Annotated in this window: 23 protein-coding genes and 1 pseudogene; 8 read left to right on the top strand and 16 right to left on the bottom strand. The window is 44.2% G+C overall.

Features of this window, described 5'->3' with window-relative positions; all coding sequences use genetic code 11:
* Positions 1-399 precede the first annotated feature (399 nt).
* Entirely contained in the window at positions 400-669 is a 270-nt protein-coding gene (locus QUB26_RS26515) for a glycosyltransferase (protein WP_333242541.1), read from the top strand.
* A gap of 210 nt (positions 670-879) precedes the next feature.
* Complete coding sequence (locus QUB26_RS26520; protein ID WP_445299364.1) at positions 880-1,029, top strand: glycosyltransferase; 150 nt, start codon at positions 880-882, stop codon at positions 1,027-1,029.
* A 170-nt stretch (positions 1,030-1,199) separates the two neighbouring features.
* Here the strand turns inward: QUB26_RS26520 and QUB26_RS26525 are convergent, their stop codons facing one another.
* From QUB26_RS26525 to QUB26_RS26540, 4 genes and pseudogenes are all read right to left on the bottom strand, one after another.
* Complete coding sequence (locus QUB26_RS26525) at positions 1,200-1,553, bottom strand: DUF1257 domain-containing protein (RefSeq protein ID WP_006635781.1); 354 nt, start codon at positions 1,551-1,553, stop codon at positions 1,200-1,202.
* A gap of 130 nt (positions 1,554-1,683) precedes the next feature.
* Positions 1,684-3,204 carry a stress-responsive protein Ycf46 gene (ycf46, locus tag QUB26_RS26530; protein WP_333057291.1) on the bottom strand — a complete coding sequence of 507 codons (1,521 nt, stop codon included), beginning with the start codon at positions 3,202-3,204 and terminating at the stop codon, positions 1,684-1,686.
* Positions 3,205-3,311: 107 nt separating this feature from the next.
* On the bottom strand, positions 3,312-3,662 hold the full coding sequence (locus QUB26_RS26535; RefSeq protein ID WP_006635783.1) for a hypothetical protein: 351 nt from the start codon (positions 3,660-3,662) through the stop codon (positions 3,312-3,314).
* Between the two features lie 672 nt (positions 3,663-4,334).
* A pseudogene (locus tag QUB26_RS26540) lies at positions 4,335-5,371 on the bottom strand (IS5 family transposase); the annotation flags it as partial.
* Positions 5,372-5,468: 97 nt separating this feature from the next.
* Between QUB26_RS26540 and QUB26_RS26545 the strand changes: the two are divergent.
* The gene (locus QUB26_RS26545; RefSeq protein ID WP_333211145.1) at positions 5,469-5,639 is read left to right on the top strand and encodes a hypothetical protein; all 171 of its coding nucleotides are present in this window, start codon (positions 5,469-5,471) and stop codon (positions 5,637-5,639) included.
* Between the two features lie 67 nt (positions 5,640-5,706).
* Here QUB26_RS26545 and QUB26_RS26550 read toward each other — a convergent pair whose 3' ends face one another.
* The 5 genes from QUB26_RS26550 to QUB26_RS26570 form a co-directional block, all read right to left on the bottom strand.
* The gene (locus QUB26_RS26550; protein WP_333057265.1) at positions 5,707-6,552 is read right to left on the bottom strand and encodes a WecB/TagA/CpsF family glycosyltransferase; all 846 of its coding nucleotides are present in this window, start codon (positions 6,550-6,552) and stop codon (positions 5,707-5,709) included.
* 78 nt (positions 6,553-6,630) lie between these two features.
* Positions 6,631-7,713 (bottom strand): NAD-dependent epimerase/dehydratase family protein, encoded by a 1,083-nt coding sequence (locus QUB26_RS26555; RefSeq protein WP_333236480.1) that lies wholly within the window; start codon positions 7,711-7,713, stop codon positions 6,631-6,633.
* A gap of 59 nt (positions 7,714-7,772) precedes the next feature.
* A complete protein-coding gene (locus QUB26_RS26560; protein WP_333236478.1) occupies positions 7,773-9,002 on the bottom strand; it encodes a glycosyltransferase in 1,230 nt (409 codons plus the stop codon).
* A 106-nt stretch (positions 9,003-9,108) separates the two neighbouring features.
* Complete coding sequence (locus tag QUB26_RS26565) at positions 9,109-10,269, bottom strand: glycosyltransferase family 4 protein (protein ID WP_333236476.1); 1,161 nt, start codon at positions 10,267-10,269, stop codon at positions 9,109-9,111.
* Between the two features lies 1 nt (position 10,270).
* Complete coding sequence (locus tag QUB26_RS26570; protein WP_333057261.1) at positions 10,271-11,179, bottom strand: glycosyltransferase family 2 protein; 909 nt, start codon at positions 11,177-11,179, stop codon at positions 10,271-10,273.
* 445 nt (positions 11,180-11,624) lie between these two features.
* Between QUB26_RS26570 and QUB26_RS26575 the strand changes: the two genes are divergently transcribed.
* Together QUB26_RS26575 and QUB26_RS26580 are read left to right on the top strand one after the other, a co-directional pair.
* Positions 11,625-12,518, top strand: a complete 894-nt coding sequence (locus QUB26_RS26575) for a glycosyltransferase family 2 protein (protein ID WP_333233841.1) — start codon at positions 11,625-11,627, stop codon at positions 12,516-12,518.
* Positions 12,519-12,531: 13 nt separating this feature from the next.
* Positions 12,532-13,233 carry a CatB-related O-acetyltransferase gene (locus QUB26_RS26580; RefSeq protein WP_333233840.1) on the top strand — a complete coding sequence of 234 codons (702 nt, stop codon included), beginning with the start codon at positions 12,532-12,534 and terminating at the stop codon, positions 13,231-13,233.
* Between the two features lie 39 nt (positions 13,234-13,272).
* On the opposite strand, the gene QUB26_RS26585 is transcribed toward QUB26_RS26580, so the two are convergent.
* The 3 genes from QUB26_RS26585 to QUB26_RS26595 form a co-directional block, all read right to left on the bottom strand.
* Positions 13,273-14,469 (bottom strand): hypothetical protein, encoded by a 1,197-nt coding sequence (locus QUB26_RS26585; RefSeq protein ID WP_333236471.1) that lies wholly within the window; start codon positions 14,467-14,469, stop codon positions 13,273-13,275.
* Complete coding sequence (locus QUB26_RS26590) at positions 14,466-15,803, bottom strand: flippase (RefSeq protein ID WP_333236469.1); 1,338 nt, start codon at positions 15,801-15,803, stop codon at positions 14,466-14,468. The genes QUB26_RS26585 and QUB26_RS26590 overlap by 4 nt, the downstream gene beginning before the upstream one ends.
* A gap of 428 nt (positions 15,804-16,231) precedes the next feature.
* Entirely contained in the window at positions 16,232-17,617 is a 1,386-nt protein-coding gene (locus QUB26_RS26595) for an O-antigen ligase family protein (RefSeq protein WP_333320373.1), read from the bottom strand.
* A gap of 205 nt (positions 17,618-17,822) precedes the next feature.
* Between QUB26_RS26595 and QUB26_RS26600 the strand changes: the two genes are divergently transcribed.
* Positions 17,823-19,295 (top strand): polysaccharide biosynthesis/export family protein, encoded by a 1,473-nt coding sequence (locus QUB26_RS26600; RefSeq protein WP_333236465.1) that lies wholly within the window; start codon positions 17,823-17,825, stop codon positions 19,293-19,295.
* A gap of 135 nt (positions 19,296-19,430) precedes the next feature.
* On the top strand, positions 19,431-21,767 hold the full coding sequence (locus QUB26_RS26605) for a polysaccharide biosynthesis tyrosine autokinase (RefSeq protein ID WP_333236463.1): 2,337 nt from the start codon (positions 19,431-19,433) through the stop codon (positions 21,765-21,767).
* A gap of 47 nt (positions 21,768-21,814) precedes the next feature.
* Here the strand turns inward: QUB26_RS26605 and QUB26_RS26610 are convergent, their stop codons facing one another.
* Positions 21,815-22,045 carry a hypothetical protein gene (locus QUB26_RS26610; RefSeq protein WP_333302379.1) on the bottom strand — a complete coding sequence of 77 codons (231 nt, stop codon included), beginning with the start codon at positions 22,043-22,045 and terminating at the stop codon, positions 21,815-21,817.
* A 201-nt stretch (positions 22,046-22,246) separates the two neighbouring features.
* On the opposite strand from QUB26_RS26610, the gene QUB26_RS26615 reads away from it, so the two are divergent.
* Entirely contained in the window at positions 22,247-22,612 is a 366-nt protein-coding gene (locus QUB26_RS26615) for a response regulator transcription factor (protein WP_039886668.1), read from the top strand.
* Between the two features lie 66 nt (positions 22,613-22,678).
* Here the strand turns inward: QUB26_RS26615 and QUB26_RS26620 are convergent, their stop codons facing one another.
* From QUB26_RS26620 to QUB26_RS26625, 3 genes are all read right to left on the bottom strand, one after another.
* On the bottom strand, positions 22,679-23,176 hold the full coding sequence (locus QUB26_RS26620; RefSeq protein ID WP_333236461.1) for a hypothetical protein: 498 nt from the start codon (positions 23,174-23,176) through the stop codon (positions 22,679-22,681).
* 94 nt (positions 23,177-23,270) lie between these two features.
* Positions 23,271-23,531, bottom strand: a complete 261-nt coding sequence (locus QUB26_RS32105) for a transposase (protein ID WP_445299368.1) — start codon at positions 23,529-23,531, stop codon at positions 23,271-23,273.
* Positions 23,527-23,769 (bottom strand): transposase, encoded by a 243-nt coding sequence (locus tag QUB26_RS26625; RefSeq protein ID WP_333236459.1) that lies wholly within the window; start codon positions 23,767-23,769, stop codon positions 23,527-23,529. Before QUB26_RS26625 ends, QUB26_RS32105 begins: the two co-directional genes overlap by 5 nt.
* Between the last annotated feature and the right edge of the window lie 622 nt (positions 23,770-24,391).

Below are 24,391 nucleotides of genomic sequence, written 5' to 3' on the forward strand. Positions count from 1 at the left end.
TATTAATTACCTCACTAAATTTCTACCTTTCTTTATGTATCTTAACATAGTTTTGTTTTTTTTCGCCGACCTACTTATAATTATAACGTGATTAAGAATAACCATCTACGTGTTGAAATAATTTAATAAGGTGAAACTCCTTTCTTTGGTTCGTCTCAGCTTGACTGTAGCCTGACCAAACAAGCAATAGTGAATTATTGAGCGTACCTATCTGGCGTTGTGATGGACTCTGAAAGCATAAACAAACAAACAAAGTATACGCAAGGCTTGGATTTGTCCAATCGCTGAGTGGGTAGAGGTGCATTGATAACGCCTTTGAAAGTCCCTTTGTGGTCTTAATCAAGAATCCCCCCGATTCATCGGTGGGGAGTATCAATTTTCCCCCCTCAATCCGCCTATGTGCCAGTTGATGGTGCCGAATGTGGGTTGGAAATCATCGGTGATGGGCAAATCCGAGGGGAACTCGAAGCTCAAACAGCTCGCTTCGGCATCGACAGCAGCGTTGTATTTAGTGGCTGGCTGTCTCAGGGGGAGTGCGCTCTCAAAATGCAACAAGCTCATGCAATGGTTTTCCCCAGTGTGCGGGAATGCGGCGGGGCAGTGGTGATGGAGGCAATGGCAGTGGGCTTACCCGTCATAGCAACGAACTGGGGCTGCCCGGCAGATTAGGAATGAGAATTAAATAACTTACAATGCGTGATGGTTCTTGTGGGATGGGCGTCCCGCCCGTCCAGAAAGGGTGGGCTATAAGCCCAACCCCTACTCCCCACTTTCAAGAGTGTAAATTATTTAATTCGCGATCCTTATCTGAATTCCACTTGCGGTATTTTAGTAGAACCCACTTCCAGAGAAGGCTTTGTCAAGGGACTGACAGATGCGATGCTCAAGCTCGCTCAGTCACCAGAATTGCGGCAGAGTATGGGTTGTGCGGGACGGGAACGAGTCCGGCAGTATTTTGATTGGGAACGCAAAGTCGATCGAATACTTGAAATTTATCAACAAACGATCGACGATTGCCCCAAGCATTAGGTAGCCGAGCATTAAAGCATAAAGCAGCAGCTTTCAGGTTGAAAGCTGCTGCTTGGGGGTGCTAAAAAAGTATGTGGCGGCCCCAAGACCCCCCTCTACCTCCTAGCGATCTAAAAACGGGTTAACCCGTTTGTTTGGTTAACCCGCGAGCTTGGAAACATGCAGATCAATTAGTTTTGCACTACCAGCTTAACGTTGGCATTTTGCAAACCGCGCTGCTTGACTGCTGCCAAGGTCTTGTTAACTGCGTACTTCTGGTTGATAGAGTTGATTAACTCTGTTTGATTGTGTTTTTTGGCGACGCCCCAGAGGTCGGCAATCAGGTCAAAAGAACCATCGCTATTGCGAGACCAACCCAGGTCATATTCGCCTTCGAGAATCGCCACGATGTCGGAGCGAACGCGCTGACCGTTATAGCCACGAACATCAGCTTCTGACTTGACTGAAATGCCCAAGTCGCGCAGGGAAGCTTTCAGGATTTCGGCATCGGTGATTTTGGTACGCAGTGTGCTAAAGTGAGACATTGGATTTCCTCCTAATACAACTGAGAGAGAAACAACAACGGTCTGGATTTAACGGTGCCGCTTGGCGGCTCTTGAATCGAACTGCTAGCTGTTGCTAGCCTTTGCTCCTGTTTGGACCAGGAGAAAGCTTTTAGAATTCCATTCGCTGATATTCAGCGACGGAAGACGCAGCGGGCCGTGCACGCTGTCTAGCCCAATCTCGCAGGGCGGTGACCTGTTCGGTCATTGTTTTAGACAGTGGCATTGTGGATTTAATGGCCGCGATGATGTCTAGCTGCGTAAACTCTCGATCTTGAGCGAAGGCTTCGTACATTGCGGCTACTAGCGCTTGCTCAATCTCTGCACCTGAAAAGCCCTCGGAAACATTGGAAAGTTGCTCTAAATCGAAGCGAGTAATTTCCCGACGGCGCTTTGACAGGTGAATCTTAAATATATCTTGGCGTTCTTCTTTGGTAGGCAGATCAACAAAGAAGAGTTCGTCAAATCGGCCTTTCCTCAAGAATTCTCCCGGCAACCGCTCGATTCGGTTTGCTGTTGCCATTACGAAGACTGGGGAAGTCTTTTCTTGCATCCAAGTGAGGAAGGAACCGAAAATCCGGCTGGAGGTGCCTCCGTCTGAGTCGGCAGAACCAGTGCCTCCTGCAAAGGCTTTGTCTAGTTCGTCGATGAAGAGGAGGGCTGGAGAGATGGATTCTGCGGTTTTGAGGGCATTGCGGAGGTTGGCTTCCGATCGACCCACCATCGAGCCGTCGTAGACTCTACCCATATCTAGCCTCAGCAGGGGCAGTCCCCAGAGGCGGGAGGTGGTCTTAGCAATCAGCGATTTTCCGCATCCCGGTACGCCGAGAATTAACATCCCTTTTGGTTGGGGCAGACCGTATTCTCTAGCCCTTTCTGTAAAGGCGTTGGAACGCTGTCTCAGCCACCGCTTCAGCTCTTCTAAACCGCCGACTGCATCCAGGGTTTCGTCTTCTTCAATGAACTCTAGAATGCCGTTGCGCCGAATTAATTGCTTTTTCTCCGATAGAACTATGTCTACTTCTTCTTCTGTGAGGCGCCCAGTCGAAACTTGGGCTTTGCGATAAACTTTTTCAGCTTCGTCCTTGGTCAATCCCAAGGCTGCTTTTAAAAGTTTTTCTCGCCCTTCTGTGGTAATGCGTCGCGATTTCGTTTGCTCCAACTGACCAGATAATACTTGGTTTAGTTCCTTCATGTCGGGCAACGCGAAGTCTAATACCACTACTTCCTTTTCTAGCTCGATCGGAATTTGCTGCAAAGGAGACATCAGTATAATTGTCTTTTGCGTTCCTTTGAAGTGGGCGATCGCATCGCGCAACCACCTCGTTACCGGAGGAGAATCTATAAAAGGATGCAAATCTTTGAAAATGTAGATGCTAGCGTTACTGTTGGGTTCTCGCTGCCTGATCACCCATTCAATTGCTGCCTCTGGCGAGACGGTGTTGTGTTGGGTGGTGGTGCGGGGTTGACCATACTCCACAATGCCGTGAGTTACAGTCCAGATAAATACTCGTCGCTGTGGTTTTGCTTGAGCTATTGTCGAAATTGCTTGCTCACACCGCTCTTCCTCGGATGTCACGAGGTAGATCAGAGGATATTGAGCTTGGATTAGAATACTGATCTCTTCTTGCATATTCCTCGACCCACTAGAGACGGTGCTATCTTTGCTGAATCTCAATGCTGCCATTAGCCCTCTTACTGAAATGTTCAGTTTTAGCTTTTTGGGGAAGCAAGGCATTCTTAGCAGGGAACCAATTCTTCCTCTCCCGGTTTTGCCGTGCTGGCACTGACGCCCGACACCTGCTTTACTGGAAGATCCTGTTCAGCCAATACGCTCGGCTGACTTGTTACGGATGCCAGTTCTCCATCTCGCATTACTACTGAACCCGTGCATTCTGGACAGTTGTATACCCGATGGGTTTGTCCGTAGGAGGCTTCTACTTCGTCAACCAGTTCGGGATTTCCTAGGTAGAAGACAATTGCCCTTTCTGCAATTGATGACATCGGTTCAGTTTCGACTGCGGCTCGGATTTTGAGCTGGCGATGCAGTTCTGGTGGAAGATACAATGTAACTTTTTGCTTTTCTTGCATAGGACAGTGAATTGACTTACCCGGGTATGTATATCAGATTAGCCGCTTAATTCTTTGCTGTCAAGCCTCTATGCTGCTTTAGCGTCATCTTGTAATATTTCGTTACATTTGAGGTAATTCTGGGGCAGTTAACAACGAAAAACTTAGGGGTGTAGCTGATGAGGCCGAGGTGCAGCGGCAGGTATGGGTAGCGTCAAGGACGATCGACCAACTATAAATATGAACAATAGATATATAGGAGTAGGGCCAACAAATTCTTTGAGTCGCCATCTGGGGTAAGGTGCGCCATCAGCGCCCAGCCCGCTCATGAGTGCGCCGTCATTACTGACAAGTTAAGCTAAAACCCACATTCCGCAGATGTGATGATATTACTGGTATTTTTCAAAAATCAAAGCCATCAAACTTTTTTTAGTCTAACTTTTTTAACTTTAATTTATATTTTTTATGAAAATTAAGTAGTCAAGCAAAATTAATTACATAATTATCTCCAAATTCTTTAACAATAGTCCGGACAGTTTTTGGAACTATACTACAAGCTTACGCGGGGCAAGGAGCATAAAAAAGTCGAATTAAATGTAAGTCAGGGGTGGAGCTGACATTGATTTAATTATCCACAGTGGCTCAAAGTCAAGCGAGCATAAGCCATTGGGCCAAAAACTGTCCGAACTATTGTTTTAAGTCTCCTGATTCGTTAAAATTATCCCAGCTCATCCGATCTAAGAATACATACCCTTCAAAGCAACTAGCTGATAGTTTGGCTCGCCTCTCTACGCTTTTTCCGGCTTTTCCTCTGACTATCGGACGGATGTGGGGTTGGCTTAAACTTACTATTCTATCCTCAATACTCTGTTTATTATTATCAAATAACCATTGCTGTTGGCGATAGACATCTGTAAGGACTAGCAAGGTTTTATTTTGCTTTTTGTTCAGGCATTCTATGGTCGCACCTGCATCGATTAGCTGTTGAATATGAGGTAGATTTCTTTTAATATATTGGAGCTGTTTTTTTAGTGCCTGTTTTCTTTTGTTTCGGGTGGGCTGTCTTTGTTTAGCTACTGCTAAGTAGTCTTTTCTTGCTAGATTACGGTAGGTTCTTGGTTTTTTACTGGTTTGATATTTGATCTGTTTATACAGGATGTCTATAATTTTTTCGGTATGAACTCTGGCTTTGTTTAATAGTCCTAAGTCGGTCGGATAGGTAATGTCGGCTGGGGCACAGGTAGCATCTATGATTAATTTTCCGCGATTGGGTGACTCATTTTTGGCGTCCGAATCCTTTTTTTTTATGGTTTAACTGGGGTGATGGAGCGGATTTTTTCAACCATTCGTTCGTTAAGTTTATTAATTAGATTCTGGCTAATTCGTTGCCGAAAATGAACTAATAGAGAGGGGTCAAAGGGTAGCTCGTTACTGTAGCTTGATTGACCAATAAAGTATTGTAGATAGGAGTTTTCCCTAATCTGTTCTACTCTTGGACGATCGCTAATTCCCAGTTTTTTTTTAATGATTAATACTCCCAACGCCATCCGAAAAGATTTGGCTGGTGCACCATGCGCTGTCGGGAAGTTAGCCGCATATTCTGATTCAAATTCATCCCACGGGATTATTTGGGCCATTTTTACCCAACGGTTGAGGGCTGACAATTTACATCCGTTGGTTAGTTCAAAGTCTAAGGGTTGGAGGGGAGCAAGCTCAGCTTTTCTGTACATGATCGCAGGTGGCTATGCACGGGTTTTGACCTATTTTACCTGTTTATCACGGCGACTTTACTCTCGCTCGCGCGATCGAAACCTTTCGCCACGCAATATGCGATCGATTATTCAGCAAGCCCTAATATATTCAGATCATCTCAGTGGGATGTTAAGAACTCGCGATTTGGATAGCGAACTCTTAACCTCCCACTATAATTCCGATGTCAGCGGATTTGATAGAAGTTTTTTTGAACAGGCGATCGCACTTGCACCTCAAAACGATTAGTTACGATGTGTTTGCTTTTTTAGCTTTTACTTGTGATCGCCCATAATTCACCAGAAACGTTTAAATTTCAACCATATAATACTTCTTCTACAGGCGGCGTGGCGTCTGTGGGGTCGAACTGTTTGATTTTCAAAGCTTGTAGCAAAAACAACCAGATATAAAGTGGATTCAAAAAAACATACCGCTGCCAAAGCCGCCGAGGTTCCTTCATCATCCGAAACAGCCATTCCAAACCTATTTTAGATAAAAAGTCAGGAGATTTAGCCAAATTACCCGCATGAAAATCGTAAGCAGCACCTACAGCAATCAACGGCATTGATAAGTCGTCCCGGTATTCGTAAGCCCAGACTTCTTGCCGGGGACACCCCAAGCCGACAAAGGTAATTGCTGCACCGCTGTTGCGAATTTGCTGTGCAATTTCTTGTTTCTCTTGGGGCGAAACGTGCCTAAATTTAGAAGGCTGAGTTCCAGCAATAATTAACTTGGGAAAACGCTGGCAGAGATTGTGAGATAAAGCTTCCAGTACAGAAGCTTGAGATCCGTACAAATAGATAGGTAATCCTTCTTCTGCCGCACGTTCGCAGATTTGTAACATCGCATTCGGCCCGCAAACTCGATCGGGCAATTCCGTATGGTAGAGCCAATTTAACGCCCACCTGACCGGCTGTCCGTCTGGCAATACTAAGTCCATGTGATTAATCCGATAACGATGAGTGCTGTCGAGAACCCCAGTCATTACCCCGTGAACCGCGAGAGCAGAAACTGACATTGGTTTTCCGGCGCTGGCTGCAGCAATAATTTTGCTAACAGCCGCTTCATAATTAACCGCATTTACTAATATGCCCAGTACATTCTTTTTCCCTTTATCAATCATGGAGCACCTCTTTAAGTCAACGCTCGCGGTTACACTCATAAATCTCCCCTAAGATTTGTTTAACCTTGTATTCTTCAATCGTTTACCGAAATTCCCAGCACATTCTTTTTGCCCCGCTCAATCATTAGAATCCTCTCTCAGCCAACGATCGCGGTTACATTCATAAATCTCCTGTAGGATTTGTTTAACGTTATATTTCATTTTCCAGTTGGGATAGTGACTGGAAAATTTGGAATTGTCGCTAATCCACCAAATGTGATCGCCAATGCGATTCCCTTCAGCATAAGTCCAATTAAACTTGCGTTCCGCAATTGCCTCGCACATCTGGATAGCTTCTAACATCGAACAATTGCTGTACCTGCCTCCTCCTGTATTATAAACTTGGGCGCTTTTGGGAGCTTGATAAAATTCATAAAATGCCGAAATTAAATCCGCGCTATGAATGTTATCGCGAACTTGCTTGCCTTTGTAGCCAAACACTGTGTAAGGAGTTCCCGTGACAGCACACTTCATCAAGTAGGCGAGGAAGCCGTGCAATTGAGCTCCAGAGTGATTTGGACCCGTCAAACAGCCGCCGCGAAAACAAGCGGTGTTCATATTAAAATATCGACCGTATTCTTGGACTAAAACGTCAGCAGCTACCTTAGAAGCACCAAACAAACTGTGTAGGCACTGATCGATGGACATATCTTCCCGAATGCCACTTTCGTAAGTATGGCCAGGTTCAATTTCCCACCTGTGTTCTAATTCAATTAAAGGCAAACTGTTAGGCGTATCGCCGTATACTTTATTGGTAGAAGTGAAAATGAAAACCGCTTTAGGACAGTACAAGCGAGTTACTTCTAGAAGATTGAGAGTGCCGTTGGCATTGACGGTAAAGTCTATTTTCGGAGCACGGGAAGCCCAATCATGGCTGGGCTGGGCTGCTGTGTGAATGACTAATTCGATCGACTCTCCGTACCGCTGAAAGATATTGGTAATCGCTTCATAGTCGCGAATGTCCACATCTAAGTGATAATACTTGGTACCCAAGGACTTTTCGAGCAGTTGGCGGTTCCAGTTTGTAGAACCATCAGCACCAAAAAAGAACTGGCGCATATTATTGTCGATCCCAACTATATCTAAGCCTTGTTTGGCAAAGAACTGACACGCCTCAGAGCCAATTAAACCCGCCGAGCCAGTAATGATTGCAACGCCCACGTTTCACCGCCTGAAAAAATATAGTTTTCTTTGTTTTGCCCGATCGAATAAATCAGAAGTTATCCTGATTTTCCGTCGAATACATCTTCGCACAATTGGGCAAAGAATTTACCTTTGATATTCCAATCATAGATTTCCCTGACGCGCGTTTGACCCGATCGACCCAAGCGATCTCGCAATTCACGATCTAGGGCTAAAGACACTATAGCTTCTGCTAGACCTTGCACAGTGCGATCGGGGTCAGTAGCAGCCACTTTAATCCCCGTTTGAGCCGTCACTTGAGTAGCCGGGCCCCCCAAATCCAAACAAATTGTGGGACGACCAACCCCCATCATTTCCGTGCACACAAAACCACCAGAGTCATGCAAACTCGGATGGAGGAGAACGTGAGACTCCCCCATTTTAGAAAGAGTTTCAGTGCGAGATAAAGTTCCCCAAAAAAATACTTTATTTGCTAGTCCCAATTCTGTTGCCAAAGCTTCCAAACGCTGCCTTTCCGGCCCGTCTCCCACAATCCAGTATTCCGATTGTTCCAGCTTCGCCTCCGCAAATGCACGGAGTCCCAAGTGCACCCCTTTCCAATGTAAGAGACGACCAACACTGATGAATCTAATTGGTTGCTCCGGCGGGGTAGGAAATTTCTCTAGTTCTTGAATTTCCTGCTGCGATAAACCGACTTGCGAGAAAATCTTCACGTTTTTTGCTTTGAGAAATCGCAGTCTGGCTGCGGTTTCTTCCGTAGTCGCCAGCGCCACGGCACTGCGGCGCGCCGTCAGACCCACAAACGGATCGCGTTCTCCTACGCTTTGAGCCAATGCCCGCAGCGTTTCGTAAATTTTCCCCCGGCGACTAAAATCTTGCCAAAAAGGCTTTGGTGCTGCCTCTGCACCCCCCACAGGCCCCCAAATAAAAGGATGCGGCAACAGCGCCAGGAAACTGGGAGACCAATGTTTGACATAAGTCACGTGATGTACTATGTCAAAACCAATTTCGCGATCGAGCTTCCGAGCGATAAAATAAGCCCAGATTTGCCACAGATAGTAGTGAAGTTGCAGCAATCCTTGTTTCCCCTTCCAATCTTCGCTCCACCCAAACGGATCAAAATAAACAAAGTGCAGGTTGGGCACTGGGTTCCGCTCTAGTTCTGCTTCAATGTACGATCGACAAAACGTGCGAGTAAATACCCAACTTTCGTGATGTTTAGCAGATTGGATAACAGTATTCCATCCTACTCCCTCTTCGGAGCCGAGATTCGGTTCGCAAGCAAACGCAGATAATAAAACTTTCATGGCTAATTGGTAATTGCTAAGTGGTAATTGCTAATTGGTAATTTTTCCCTCTTCCCTCTTCCCTCCCTCCGTTAAATCCTTTAAAAAATCCTTTGCCGAACTTGCTTCACCTATTCTCCATCAAAAAAGATGTAACTTCGACGTAAGCCTTAGCTGCTGTTTCAGGCGTTTTTTGAGAAATTATCTGTCGTGAACGCTCTCCCATCGACTCAATCAAATTAGGAGCATCTAGAAAAAATTGCATTTTCTCCGCTAACTCTTTCGCACTGCTAGGGTCGAAAATATAACCGTTCTCGCCTGACATAATTAACTCACAGGAAGCTGCACCATTTGAACACAACACTGGTTTCCCGAACACCATCGCTTCGGGTACAACCATACCCCAGACATCCTCAAAAGTAGGAAACACAAAAATATCAGCTTGCTGAAAATAAGCACCTAAATTTCCATATTCTACCCATCCCGCCCACGTTACTTGCTCTTCAAAATCGCACTGTTTAATAAATGCTTCCAGTTCTTCCCGCTGATCTCCCTTGCCAATAATCAACAGTGAATAATCAACATAACCTTGATTTTTAAGAATAGCGCAAGCTTCTAAAAGCGTTTTAATTCCCTTTCTAGCCGTGATGCGCCCTACATACAGAAAAATCGGGCGTTTCAACTGCAAGTTTTGGGGCTGAGTCTGATCCAATCGTTTCAGCAAAGCTCCCGCATCAGGTACGAGATAGGTTCTGGTAAAAATTTTATCCTCCGGTACGTTTAGAACTTCCATCAGATATTTTTTACCCGCATTGCTATTGGCAACAAAAGCATCGGCAAACTGCACAAGGATGCGGCGCACAAATGTCCTAAAACTGGAATCTCGAAAGTCTGTATTTGGGGAACTACCATCGTAAATAATCGCAACTTTCCACCTCAGTAGCGGTTTTAAAAACGCAACAATTACAGTCCACAAAGAGAAAGCTTGGGGAAAGACCACATGAGGTCTAAATTTTAGCAAATAGCCGATAATACTAGGCGATACTACAATGAATCCGCGATCGTATCCTGTTTCTATCTTTTCCGTCTCGACAAATTTAGTCTCCCCTACCAACTGAATTGCCGATGCTCCCGGCAGGGTCGGATCGAACCCAGACCAAACACGACCAGTATAAAATACAGTATTCTTAAAAATTTTCGTAAATTCCCTCAAAACAGGCTGCCAGTAAGCTCCCAGTTCCACTTCCGGGACAAGCCAAGCAATGCGGAGTTCATTTCTATCAACCATCCTATTCACCTTGAGTTTTGTTTTTAGTCAATCCCAGTTTACTCAACACTGAAAGCCAAACTAACCTGCGATAAGGTAGCAGCCAATAAATTGGCCACAACCAGCCACCATGCCGCTGAGTAAATACTTTCCACTCTTGAGCCGGTTGCAGGGTAGTATCTTTGAATGATAAACCTTTCGGTTTGCTCATTTTATCCAATCCTTCACTTAAATTATCAGCAGCCGTTTTGATCACTTGGGGGTTGAGAGAACAAGTGCCTAAATAGCCAGGAGAAATCCAAACTGTACATCCTTTCTGTCTGGCTCGTAAACCATAATCCCAATCGCCAATATAATGGACAAAAGCCGGATCGAGGTTGCCGACCTTTTGCACAACACTGCGGGGAATTAATACGCAGTTGCCGTGCATAGTATCGCACATCTGAGGCTCTTTTGTTGGTTCGAGGATACCATATCGGAAGGGGTGCAAAGGGTTATTTCGCACCACACCTCCGTATGTTGTTTGACCCGTTTCGGGGTCGCAGGTAGAACCGCCAATGATGGCTTTTGTTTCTCCTTTTTCTGATAATTTTTGAGTTGTTTCTAGCAATACACTTACGGTGTCTCGATAAATAAGAGTGTCATCATTTAACCATAGGTAGTAGTCGGGATCATCTTTCATTGCTTCGGTAAAAGCCCCACGCATTCCCCCGTTCCAAAATAAGTTACCATCGCCGGAAAAAATATTGACTTGAGGATAGATTTGACGAACTGCCTCGCTGGTGCCATCGGTACTGGCGTCATCGACTAGATAGGCTAAAATATCAACATCGGCTGGAAGTGCCTGCTTAAAAAGAGCATCTAAGCAAGCTAATGTTTTCTCTTTGCGGTTGAAGCAAGTTAAAAGGGCGGCGATTTTAGTACGGTTCATTATTCCCAATTTTGCTGCTTTTAACGATAGGTAAGGCTAAAAGTAACAGTGTTTTATTTTACCACTCGCTCGGCGGTTGCAACCGTCGCTACAAAAATGAAAGTATGGCTTACGCAGTCGCTCCCCCCCCCTTTTCACAATGGGGCTTTAAGAGTTCCCCACTTGGGCAACGGGGTGGGGGTATCAAGGTTTTAGAGTTTAAGAGCGTCAGTCCTAGAAGTCTGTCTGGGTAAACTATTGCTGTATTATAGTTGACCCGCGAACTTTTTGGTGATAAATTGGAATTTAGAACTTAAGTTAACAAGCGAAGCCTGCAAACTTCCTAGCACATTCATAATATTGATGAGTTGTACTAAGCAAAAATATTTATACTCGTAGGAGTTGAACAGTTTAAATGCCACATTATCATACAAAAAGTCCCATTGTTTTTGTGGTTTTCAATCGAGTGGATACTACTGAAAAAGTCTTCGAGGCTATTCGACAAGTTAAACCCCCTAAGCTGTTAGTAATTGCTGACGGCCCTCGTGCCAACAAACCTGGAGAAGATGAAAAGTGCGCCGCTGTACGTGCAATTATCGATCGGGTCGATTGGGACTGTGAAGTTCTGAAAAATTATTCAGAGATTAATTTAGGTTGCAGGGATCGCATTTCTAGCGGTTTCGACTGGGTATTTAATACCGTAGAAGAAGCAATTATACTCGAAGATGACTGTTTGCCACACCCGAACTTCTTCCCTTTTTGTGAACAGTTATTAGAGCATTATCGAGATGACAAACGGATTATGTCAATCGCTGGCGTAAATTTACAATTTGGTAGAAAAAGAACAGAAGACAGTTACTATTTTTCCCGTTTTAGTAACTGTTGGGGATGGGCGACTTGGCGCAGAGCATGGCAATACTATGATGTTGACATGAAGTTATGGCCTCAACTTCGGGAAGCAGGTTTTCTCGAAAATTTATTAGCTAATCCTCAATCTGTAAAAGTTTGGGATAGTGCTTTTCAGGTTTCCTATGATGGAACTGTCAACAATTGGTTTTTTAGATGGCTTTTTACTTGTTGGGTTCAAAATGGACTTGCTATTATTCCAGAAAACAATTTAATTTCTAATATTGGATTTGGCAGTCAAGCCACCCATACTTCAGGAGAAGATAGTATATACAGTAATATGCCAACGGAAGCAATGACCTTTCCTTTAAAGCATCCCAACCACGCGATCCGAAATTTTGTAGCGGATCAATTCACTCAAGATACATTTTATGATTATCATCCCCCATTAATCAGGCGCATCAAGAAAAAATTAAATAAGCTATGTGGGAACACAATATTTAACCTTCACTAAGTAATTAGTAACCATGTCTAAAATCTCAACATTTCTCAGTTCTATACTCAAAAATCCAATCACTGAATATCTGCGATTTTTAGTCAATTGGTGGAAAAACAAGTTTAAATATAATAATTTTTATCAAGACTATATGGCTTTGGTTACAAATTCAACTATCAGTCACAATGTTAGTGTGTCTAGTCGTGTAGCCATAGAAGGTTCTGTCATTGGTTCTTACACTTATGTGCGCGATAATACGCGAATTTTCAATGGTGTTGTCGGCAATTTTTGTTCGATAGGGCCAAACTGCATCATTCGCTTAGGCGTACATCCTGTGGGAAATTTTGTTTCAAGCCATCCGATATTTTATTCGCCAAAGATGCTAGTAGGGACAACCTTTGTAGACCAAAAATATTTTGAGGAAGAGGAAAAAACTGTCCATATCGGCAATGATGTTTGGATTGGCTCAAATGTTATTGTTGTAGATGGTGTAACTATTGGTGATGGAGCCATTATCGCAGCCGGAGCCGTTGTCACAAAAGATGTGCCACCTTATGCTATATATGGAGGAATTCCGGCCAAACTTATTCGCTATAGGTTTGATGAACAAAAGATTGATTTTCTGCTGAAGTTTAAGTGGTGGGACAATGATGAAAAATGGTTGAGAAAAAATGTCAAAGATTTTCACAACATTGACAAATTTATCCATATTTATAACACGGAAAATAGTTGAAGGCTAGCGGATTCGGTAGTAGGTCTAATTAGCCCGATGTTATATAACATCAGCAGTCATCTGGGATTTAAACTTAGACCAATTCAGAACCATCACAGCCGCTATGAATGCCAGTGTATCATTGCTAGTCTGATACGGTAAAAATCTATAGCGAAAACTAGCCATTCTCGGGTCACGTTCTTGGTATAAAATATCTTGGGCAAAGTTCCCCCAACGCTCATCTATCAAATCAATTGTCATACCAGCATGAGCCGAAGGTAGCAACATATTAGAGCCGTGAAGACCAATTACTAAGCGGCTTTGTGAATAAATACCGCATATTTCCTTTTCAACTTTTTCATTAAAACTATCCACTCTGTAATCTTCAATCCATTCTGGAAACTTAGTTTTTGTCCCCAAACCAGCTACTGCAAATTTTGCTTCTGGTACTTGCAACCTGATCTTCTCAAATAACTGCTGAATTTTTAAATTTTGCAATGGCAGTGACATTGCTTTTTGATCTATTTTTCTAAGCACTCGAAACAGCAAACGGTTAACTAATAAACGATCTTCGCGCCAAATAAAAGTAATTTTTATTTCTTTGTTCTCAAAGTTATGTTTTGGAACTCTAGTAAAGCGCGTGATGTCGAACTGACTGGGATGAGAATGAGCTTCGCTGACATAAATTTCATCAAAGCGTTTAGTTTCTTCTTCAACAAACTCGGCGAAGCTGGGATAGTAATTCTGACCATTTTTTAAAGAAATAGGTACGGTCCAGACTTCTGCAACTTCATCAGGAACCATCCACCTTAAAAACTTAGGAACTATCACAACTAACCCGTAGTCCGAGTTGCATTCTAAGTGCCTTTGTGCATTGAGCAACTTGAGCAGGGAATGACCATAAAGATGATCGATACAGTTTAAGATAATTACCCGATTGCAGGGTTTAAAAATTTCTTTTACAATCTCAAGTTTTTCCGGTTGAGGATTTTGGAGTGAATTAAGTAATGGTTGGCCTAACCATTCCTTCTTGTAAGCCTCGGCTGCAAAAATTTCTCCTTTTATTAAATTAACTTGGATGTAGTTTTTCACTCCATGACCTACTCTCAAATCGTCGATTATCTCGCTGCCGCATCCCTCGCACTTAGAGTCTAGAACAATGTGGATACCGTGCCACAGAACATTTTTGGGATTAAGTTCTGTTCCACAATAGGGGCAATTCGATCGCTGTTCGATTTTAGGTTTAATTTGAATCACTTTACTAATCCTCGGATTCTACAAGCTGCCTTGTATAAGTTAAGCGAACGCCAGATAAAATTTGCGAAGGGGCGCAATTCCTTAATCAAGAAATTGACTAATATAATCACGTAAAAATAAGTTATCAGAGTAGCTGCCGTTGCTCCAAAAGCTCCATACTTAGGAATCAGCAAAAAGTTCAACCCTACATTTAAAATAGATCCGACTACAGTCAAGTAAAGACCGTAGCGCAACTGACCTTCTATGTTCAAATATGTACTCCGTGCTACTCCAAAGTTACTGCCAAATTGCGCCCAAACATAGATTGACAGTACCGCTGCTGACTTCGCATAGTTTTCACCGTAAAGCAGATGCACTATCCAGGGAGAAAGTAATGATATCGGTATCGCCACTCCCAACCATAAAAATATCATAATATCCGAGTAAATTTGAAATTTATTTAGATATTCTTCATAATTTGTCTTTCTCAAATTCGCTAATTTGGGAAAAATAGAGCTGGATATGATCATCGGCAAGAAATCGCAGATTTCCGAAATTTTAACAGCGGCAGCATAATAGCCCAGTTGAGCATTTTGATTCATCGCACCGAGCATTATCTGATCGGTTTTCGAGTAAAGATAAATTGCCAATCCCGACAAAATTATAGGCCAACTCTCCGATAGCAGTTCCTTACACTTTTCCCAACTGAAGTGCCAATCCTTAATTTTATTCCCCGTAAGCTGATAAAAATATACATAAGCGATTCCTACCAATGCGACCTCTGTCAATCTAACCCAGGCGAAGGCAAGCAGGGGGGCTTTAATTGTTACTAACCCAATTCTGACAGCAGCAACTAAAAAACATACTGAATTTTTAGCCAACACTGTATATTTTGACTGGATTTGGGACTGAAACCAAAAATTGATAGCCTCAAAAGCATTAAAGATAGTTCCGGCTGCGATGATACCTACCAGCCACCGAGTCAGAGTGTCGTTGGGTTTGAGTAGCGCAATCACGGTGACAGTTAACAACAAAGTGATGCAGCCACCAGTAAATTGCAGTCCGAAGGCAGTTCCCAGGGTCTCATTTTTGCATTCTGGGTCGCGAGCGATATTCCTCACTACCAGAGTACCCAACCCCATCGTTGCCACCGAACTAAACAGCGACACAAAGGCGATCGCGTAGTTGAGCAATCCAAATTGTGTCGGACCAAGATAGCGAGCCACCCAAAGACCGACAAACAGACCTAGACCCATCTGCAAGATTTGGTCAGTGAACAGCCAAGCTATGTTGCTGAGTACCTGGCGCAGATTAGGGCCGAGCCTTTTACTGACCGCAGTTAACTTATCTAGCATCAGAATATTTTAAATCTTTACAAAACACAAACGCAGTTCTGGCAGGGTCGGCAATCTCGCAAAATTAGACTGGTTGGTCCTATAACAACATATCACAACTTGAGGGAGCATCTCAATGAAAGCAGCCCACCTAGAAATTGGAGTTTGGAGGCAGGAGGCACGAGGCAGGAGGCAGGAGGAAAGAGGAAGAAGGAAGGAGCCAGAAGAAGTGTTTTTACAAATATGAGATGCTCCCCAAATTGACCCACGATCCGCCCAATGCTTACTTCAATGGACAGTGCGAGCTAAAGAACGCCTTTGAGGGCTACTGGTGCTACTGTTAAGCTGTTCGGCATTTAAAGGGCTTGCGTAAGGTGCGTCAGCATCTAAGGTTTTCCGTTTCAGCGTAAGGGTTCTAGCTGACGCACCCTACTAGCCTCGTTACTGGTTTAAATGCTCCACAGCTTAGAACTATTGTTAGCATTATCTATCGCCAGTCGAACCGTCAACATTGCGTAACTCAGCCAAGGATTTGCTATCTCTATAATATAACTTTCTGTGATGTTGCTTATAATAATAGACACTAGAAAACAAATCGGTATTCCCGCTTCTTCCAGGGTGCTACGACTCAAATACCGAACTGCGTAAGCTAAATTGAGCAGCAAGGAAGTCATCATTAAGATTAATCCGGGCCAACCGAAGGCTAACAAGATACCGATCGCGCCATTGTGAGGATTTTTCGGTTGAAATCCATTAGGAGTATAAATAAAATAAGCCGGAGTACCCGATCCTAACTTATCTTGTTGAAAAAATCCATCGTATCCGTAGCCAAACCAGGGGCGCTGATTTACCGCAGCAATTAACTGCGGCCAGAATTCTGTCCGCCCAGTTAGAGTCAAGTCTTTGCCTAAGCCACCTACAATAATATCCTCTAGGTTGTCTACTACAAAAACAGTCATAATTATGCTGACGACCAGGAAACATATAATCGCAGTAAAGGCCCACTGAAAACTTAATTTTTGTAGAAAGTTTAGTGACGAGACTGCAATTATTAATAGGATTGTAATCACTAGAGCCGCGCTCGATTTATTAGCCCTTACTAGGTAAAATGAAAAGAACATCATTCCCAAAGCAATCCAGCGATCTTTCTGAGTTTTAGCTCCTTGAAAATAATGCAAATACCAAAATGCCGTACAGAGAGCTAAGACTCCCCCCAAAGAATTTTTAGATTGGGTCAAGCCAACAAAATCGCCTGCTCCAGGGGGTTTAATTACAAAACTTGCCAAACCGATTGCCGTGTATCCCCACCGCCAGAAACGAGATAAATCCTCCCATTTATATTGGGCTGCAATGTAAAACCCGAAAGCAGTAAATCCTGAGAAAGCTAGGCTTGCTCTTAGCGTTTCTTCAGGAACTAGAGACCATAATGTAGACAGTAAGGGAAGTAATATATAAAGTAAAAAGAAAGGATTCATTATCAATATTTTGGCAATAATATCTATGAAATTGCTCATAAAAATTTTAATTCTTGAAATCAAAATTAATACTACCCAGGGGTAAAAAAAATAAGGTATTAGTTTTAATATCCCCCCTTCTGGATCTTTCAAGTTAACAAAATGCAAGTAATTAAAAGGAGGTTGTATCAAAAAGGGAGAGATAAAAATATAAAGACCAGCAAAGCTTTTTTCTAAAGCCAAACCGATTTTTTTATAGCTGGCAAATTGAAATAATAGTATAGTTGCCATCCCGACTATAGCAAGTAGCATCAAAGTCAATGAAGAACTACCTAAAATCAGCTCTCTCAGCATATTGGGTAGAGACACTGGTTGATTCATAATTGCTTTCCTTTATCACCAACAATATCAAATTATATAGATATAAAATATAGCCGTCAACCCGCAACCACGCTAACACAGAAATTAGGCATAAAGCAAAAATACAGCATCGTTTTTTCGGTGATCGCTTAAAATAATGAGCTTTTTGCCCAGCACTAAAAAGGCTACACTTATATAAATCATAGTCAATAAAATTAGGTGGTGTATGGTTAACACCCATTTTCCAAGACAGATAGCCCCGTCGGTTGTGGGTGTTGTCTTGTTTGCTTCCAGTGTCCTCGCTGATGCCAGGATCACCCCGGCACAACTTCCCATCCCGCTAGGCGCAGACCAAGCCCAGAATGTTGCGCCCGTTAGGCGATCGCCCGAAAGCTACAAACTCGGCGGTGGCGATCGCATCCAAGTAGAAATACTCGAAGTACCCGAACTTAGCCGTGGCTACGAAGTCCTTTCCGACGGTTCAGTCAACCTGCCCCTGATCGGCTTGGTCTCCATCCGCGGTCGCACCTTAGTAGAAGCCACCAACATCATCCGCAACGCCTACCGCCGCGTCCTCAAAGACCCCATAGTCACAGTCAGCCTCGTCGCCGCCCGCCCCCTCAACGTCGGCGTCATCGGAGAAGTCACCAGGCCCGGAAACTTCACCATTACCCTAACTCCTGGCCCGGGAGCCGCGCCGAGTGTCCAGTACCCCACTGTCACCCAAGCGATCAGACTCGCAGAAGGCGTCACGGGTGTGGCCGACATCCGCAACATCCGCGTCCGCCGTCCCCAACGAGACGGCCCCGATCAAGTGCTCAATGTCAACCTGTGGAAATTCTTGGAGGAAGGAGACATCTCTCAAGACATCATTTTGCAAGACAGAGACACAATCGTGATTCCCACAGTCGCCAACTTCAACCAAGCAGAAGCTCGTCAATTTGCGACGGCAAACTTTTCGCCACCCCCAGAAAAACCTCGATCGATCTCCATCGTTGGTCAAGTCACCCGCCCCGGGGCTTACGTCGTGATCGGTGGCAATACCACCAACGACCTCAGCCGCGAAGGTTTCCCCACCGTCATCCGGGCCATTCAGCTAGCTGGTGGCATCACATCGGATGCCGACATCCGGCAAATCCAAGTGCGGCGCGTCACCAGAAGAGGTGAACAAATTATCCCAGTCAACCTGTGGCAGTTCCTAGAGTCCGGGGACGGCGCCCAAGATACCATCCTCCAGGAGGGAGACACGATCATTGTGCCCAAAGCCACGATCGTTAACCCAGCAGAAGCTGGCGTACTCGCTAGCACTAACTTTGCCCCCGTCGGCATTAACGTTTTTGTAGTAGGAGAACTCAGAACATCCCTCGATCCCTTGAGGCTCCCAGCTAATGCCACACTGAATCAAGCTTTAGTTTCCAGAGGATTTTTTGGCTACGAGAATACCAGAGCTAGAAGGGATAAAGTTGAGCTAGTCCGCCTCAATAACGACGGTACAGCTACTAAACGGACGATCGAAGTCAATTTAACTCAAGGAATTAACGAAGAAACCAATCCTCAACTTCGCAACAACGACATGATTATCGTATCTCGCAGGGGTCTCGTCAATTTTGTCGATCGCATGAACGCTGTAATCGGACCTGTCGGGCCTGCGACGGGAGTGTTAAATTTTATAAACGTTATCCGATTTTTATTCAGGTAAGAAGGCGGCGGGTGAGGTGGATAATTCCTGGCAAAGGCTAGAATAAACTAAACAATAAGATTACCCAGCCGCGACCTGGCCGCTTCAAAAATATCAACCTCAAAAATATCAACCTCAAAAATACCCAGGCTGAATATGGATAGCAGACAAGATTACCAACCCTTCACACCCAAATCGAATGGCAAACTGCCGGAGTTATCTGCTCAGAACTACAGAGATCACTTTGTTGAGGAGAGAGAAGAAGAAAAGCTAGACTTGTCCTGGCTCTTAGGCGTCGTGCGCCGTCGCTTCCCGGTCATGGCAGCCGCCACCATTGCTTTGAGCGCCCTGGCAGGAACAGCGATCGTCGCCACTTCTAAAAGCATAACGATCGAGTATGAAGGCTCCTTTTCCCTGTTAGTAGAACCCGCCACTGCTGAAGGTTTGCTGTCCAAACAATTAAACAACACCCAAGCTGCCGACTTAGCAAGAATTAATATAGAAGGAATTAGCTTAGTAGACTACGAAACCCAAATTAGGATTTTGCGTAGCCCCAAATTGATGCAGCCCGTGCTTGAGGAATTGCGAGCGTGGTATCCCAAAATGACCTATACGGAACTGATCTCAAAAATGTCCATCAACCGCATCAGCTACACGAAAGATGGCAAACAGCAAGGCACAAAAATTTTACAAGTTCGCTACAAAGATGCAGACAGAAAAAAAATTAACAACGTATTGGACAAAATTTCTAAAGCTTATCTAGACTACAGCTTGCAGCAACGGCTGATGGGCATTAATCAAGGTATTAAATTTATAGATACGGAGCTTCCCAAGCTCCGAGAAAGAGTAGAAGTTCTGCAATTGCAAGTCCAAAGACTGCGGCAGCAGAGCAACTTATTTGAACCTCAGATAGAGGGAAAATCTTTGTCTGAACAAGTTCAAAGCATTCGCGGCAAGCAAGTAGAAATCAGAGTTCAGCTAAAAGGGATGCGAAACCTCTACCAAAGCTATGAAAAACTACTCAAGGAAAATAATCCCCAGGGGCTGCTGATTACCCAAGGACAAGCTTACGGCGGACTCTTAGGTCAAATTCAGAGAATAGACTCGGAATTGTCAATGAAATTAGCTCAGTACAGAGAAGACAGTTTGCCAGTTTTAGCGCTGCGAAAAAGTCGGGAAGAACTTATTTTAACCGCCACTCAACAAGCAAAAGAAGTGGTGATGGGAAATTTAGAGACCCAAATCAAAGAAATTGAAGCGCGCGATCGTGAAATGACCGCTGTGCAAAATGCTCTCAACCAAAAAATTAGAAACTTTTCAGTTACAACCCGACAATACGACAATTTACAGCGAGAACTGCAAGTAGTTACTAAGAGTTTGTCGGACTTCTTGGCAAAACGAGAAGCCTTGCGAATTGATGCGGCTCAGGAGCAAATACCCTGGGTGCTGATAAATCCTCCGGAAATTCCGCGAGACAAATTCGGCAACCCTATAACAGCTACCGTCAAACAAACCAGAAAACAGTTAGCGCTGGCAGTAATTTTAAGCAGTCTGCTGGGCATAGCCGTCGGCTTGCTCGTAGAGGTACTAAATACTGTGTTCCACACTCCAGAATCACTCAGAATGGCCACAAGATTGCCAATACTCGGGGTGATTCCGTTTACCAAGAAAGTCAAGCGCAGACCGCCAGCCAGACAGAGAAAACTAACATCGGCTCGATCGAACTCGAAAGTGGAAGTAGTCGAACAGGTCGAAGCTAGACCTACTGGTTCGATGAGCGGGGCACCAAGTATTTTGAGCGACTTGGACTATCAATTTTTAGAAGCATTTCGATCCCTATACACGAACATTCACTTGCTGAGTGCAGGCACGGCAATTCGATCGCTCTTAGTCGGCTCAGCCGTAACCGGAGACGGGAAATCTACAGTAGCTTTGCACCTAGCAGCCACAGCAGCAGCCGTAGGACAGCGAGTATTGTTAGTAGATGCAGATTTGCGTTGCCCCCAACTGCACACTAAGTTAGGACTGTCGAACGTGCGTGGCCTGGGCGATGCCATCTCCACAGATATCAGCCTCAACGACGCGATTCAACGAGCCCCGAACCAAGAAAATTTGTTTGTACTCACCGCAGGCCAAATTCCCCCCGATCCGATCAAGCTTCTTTCTTCCAAAAAAATGCAGTATCTGATGGAGCAATTTCAAGCATTTTTTGACTTAGTAATTTATGACACCCCGCCACTAGCAGGCTTGGCAGACACCCACTTGATCGCAGCTCACACAGACGCTACGATTATGGTCGTCCAAATTGGGCAAACGGACCGAGCGCAAGTTCGCAAAGTTTTAGAAGAATTAAAAATTTCTGGAGCTTCCGTCTTGGGAATCGTTGCTAATGGCTGCAAAAACACCGGTCACAGCTACCGCCAACGCCCGGTCGTTTTAGACACGCTCTACGACCAAAAACTATCGGCTTTAGGTACGAAAAATCCTAATTAGACAAATGTTGATGCAGGGAGCATCTCATATTTGGAAAAAAACTTCTTCTAGCTCCTTCCTTCTTCTTCTTTCCTTCTTCCTCTTTCCTTCTTCCTCTTTCCTCCTGCCTTCTGCCTCAAAACTCCAATTTCTAGCGGAGGGCTGCTTTCATTGAGATGCTCCCGTTGATGCACGCGGCCGAGCGCCGCCGTCCTCAACGGGAAACGCACAACCAAGCTATACCCTGATTTTTTGATAATAGTACCATTTGAGAAAGAAAATGATAGACTAACGGACATAGCCTCGTGTGTCAACCGAGATTGCGCGGATCTTTAAATTTTGCCGTAATTACTCAGAAAATGATTGAGAAATCAGCAAAAGTGGGTAAACTACATTTAGCAGATCGCAATCTCAATCAGGAAAAGACACCTTTGAAGGTGAACGTTAGTGTAAACGTTAATGAGAACGTTTCAACCCAGAAACTTGGTAGGGATTATTCTATGAGTACAGTTATGGTTGTTGATGATAGCGTCACTCTGCGGGAGATGATCGCCGACTTGCTCAAAGGTAGAGGACTCAACGTCACGGTAGCGAGTGATGGCGTAGAAGCTCTAGAGCAAATCAAGGCTAACCGCCCAGATTTAGTCGTTCTGGATATCGTGATGCCCCGGATGAACGGCTACGAAGTCTGTCGCAGGCTCAAAAGCGACCCTAAAACCCAAAATTTGCCTGTCGTAATGTGTTCGAGCAAAAGCGAAGAGTTCGATCGCTATTGGGGAATGAAACAAGGAGCCGACGCTTACATCGCCAAGCCATTTCACCCTCAAGAATTGGTCGGGACTATTAAGCAACTGCTGCGAGGTTGAGGTGGAGGAGTAGGGACAGGAAAAAAATTGTCTTGAGCGCTGATTATTTCTGCTCCCGCAGCCTCTCTAAACTACTCGATTGACAATAGTCCAAACATCCCCGTCCGATCGCACGTAGGGAACAGAAATACTCTTAAAACCAGTAATAAAAGGCTTGTAATAAACTTGCCAGTAGCTGGGACTAATTTGGTCGGCGATGGCTTTGAGTCCCTTCACTTCCGCCGCCAGTTCCGCCGCCAGTTCATTAATCCGTTCCGCGTGTCCCTGAGCTAGTAATCTTCCTTCTTCAACTTGCTCCTCCATCGGAGTGATTCTTTGCAACTTTACCGACTGCTGTTGTTTCTGACTCAGTTGAGCAGACAGAGCCGCGATCGCGTCATCTATACCCTTGACTTCTGCCGACACTTGTGCTGTTTCCCTGGCGTGACGCCGATAAGCATCGGCGATCGCTTGGGGCGAATTACCCGTTGGGACAACATCGGCAATACTAAGCTGCTGGCGTTCCAGGCGCAATTCCTCAATTTTAGAGTAAATTGCTTCTATATCTGTCTGAAGTTTGTCCACCTAATTATTACCGCGTGGTTGTTTGATATTTTAGCATATTAACACAAACCAATGACCTAATCGCCCTATAAATAGCATACAGCACTTCTGGATGTTATGAGGTACAGTAGCAGCAATTAGTAAACCAGTTTTTAAGATGTTTCGGATTAATTAAGTCAAGAGCCACAGAAATTATGGTGTCAACCATTTTAGTGGTGGTTGGTGACAAATGGATCGAGAAAGATTTGAGTTGCGACCACCATAATTCAATTGGATTAAAATCAGGAGAGTATGGGGAAAAACACAAGATAGAAGCACCCACCGCTTCAATCATAGGCTTAATTGAATCTACTTTATGCGCGGGTAAATTATCAATTCACGTCTACTGCTCCCGACCACAATTGTGGCACTAAACATTGCTCAATAAATACCTCAAATGCTTTGCCATCCATTGAGTTATCCATTGTCATGAGTGCCACTACTCGCTTCAAACTAATTGCACCAATTACTGTGACTTTTTTCCCTCGGTAAAAAGGTTTAACCGCATAGACTCTCGTTCCTCGTTGTGAACGTGCATGACTTCTGGTTAAACAAGCGTAATACTCCAGTCTCATCTAAAAAGACTAGATTTTTTGGGTCGATATGCTTGAGTTTTTACCAATAATCTAACCTTAACTTCATGACTCTTTCAGTGCCGGCTTGGCTACCGATCACTGTTTTTTTTTACGATTCTTCTGGGCAAATAACTCACACAATTCTAGTAAGGTTGCATCGGGATGTGCTGCCACTATTTCTCTCAAAGAAGCTGTGGAATTATTCAAATGACTATATCTCGGTTTCCCACTCTCGTTTCGGCTGTAAATTCCCCTCGATTTTTTGTTGCTTGACCAGTTTTTGAACTAAGCTTTTACTGACGGAAAATATCGCTGCTGTTTTTCTGATCGACAGCTTCTGATCTTGATGGGCTGCTACTATTTTTGGAAAGCAAATTTACTAAATATGCTTTCATTGGTGTATTTTTTAATCTATTCTTATTGTACCTCATAACACCCGGAAGTGCTGTAAGAGTGACCGCCCTTGGCGCCGAGGGGATCGAGCTTAACTGAACCGTATGGCGCTATATAGCAATCCTAAATGATTCGTGTAATTCTTGTAGGGGCCATTGGTCACAAGTTAAGCCTGTATGCCAGTTGTCAAGGGGATTTGAGAAGATGTGTCAAAGAAAAATTGGTTTTT

Source organism: Microcoleus sp. B4-C1 (assembly GCF_036705285.1).
Classification (GTDB): Bacteria; Cyanobacteriota; Cyanobacteriia; order Cyanobacteriales; family Microcoleaceae; genus Microcoleus.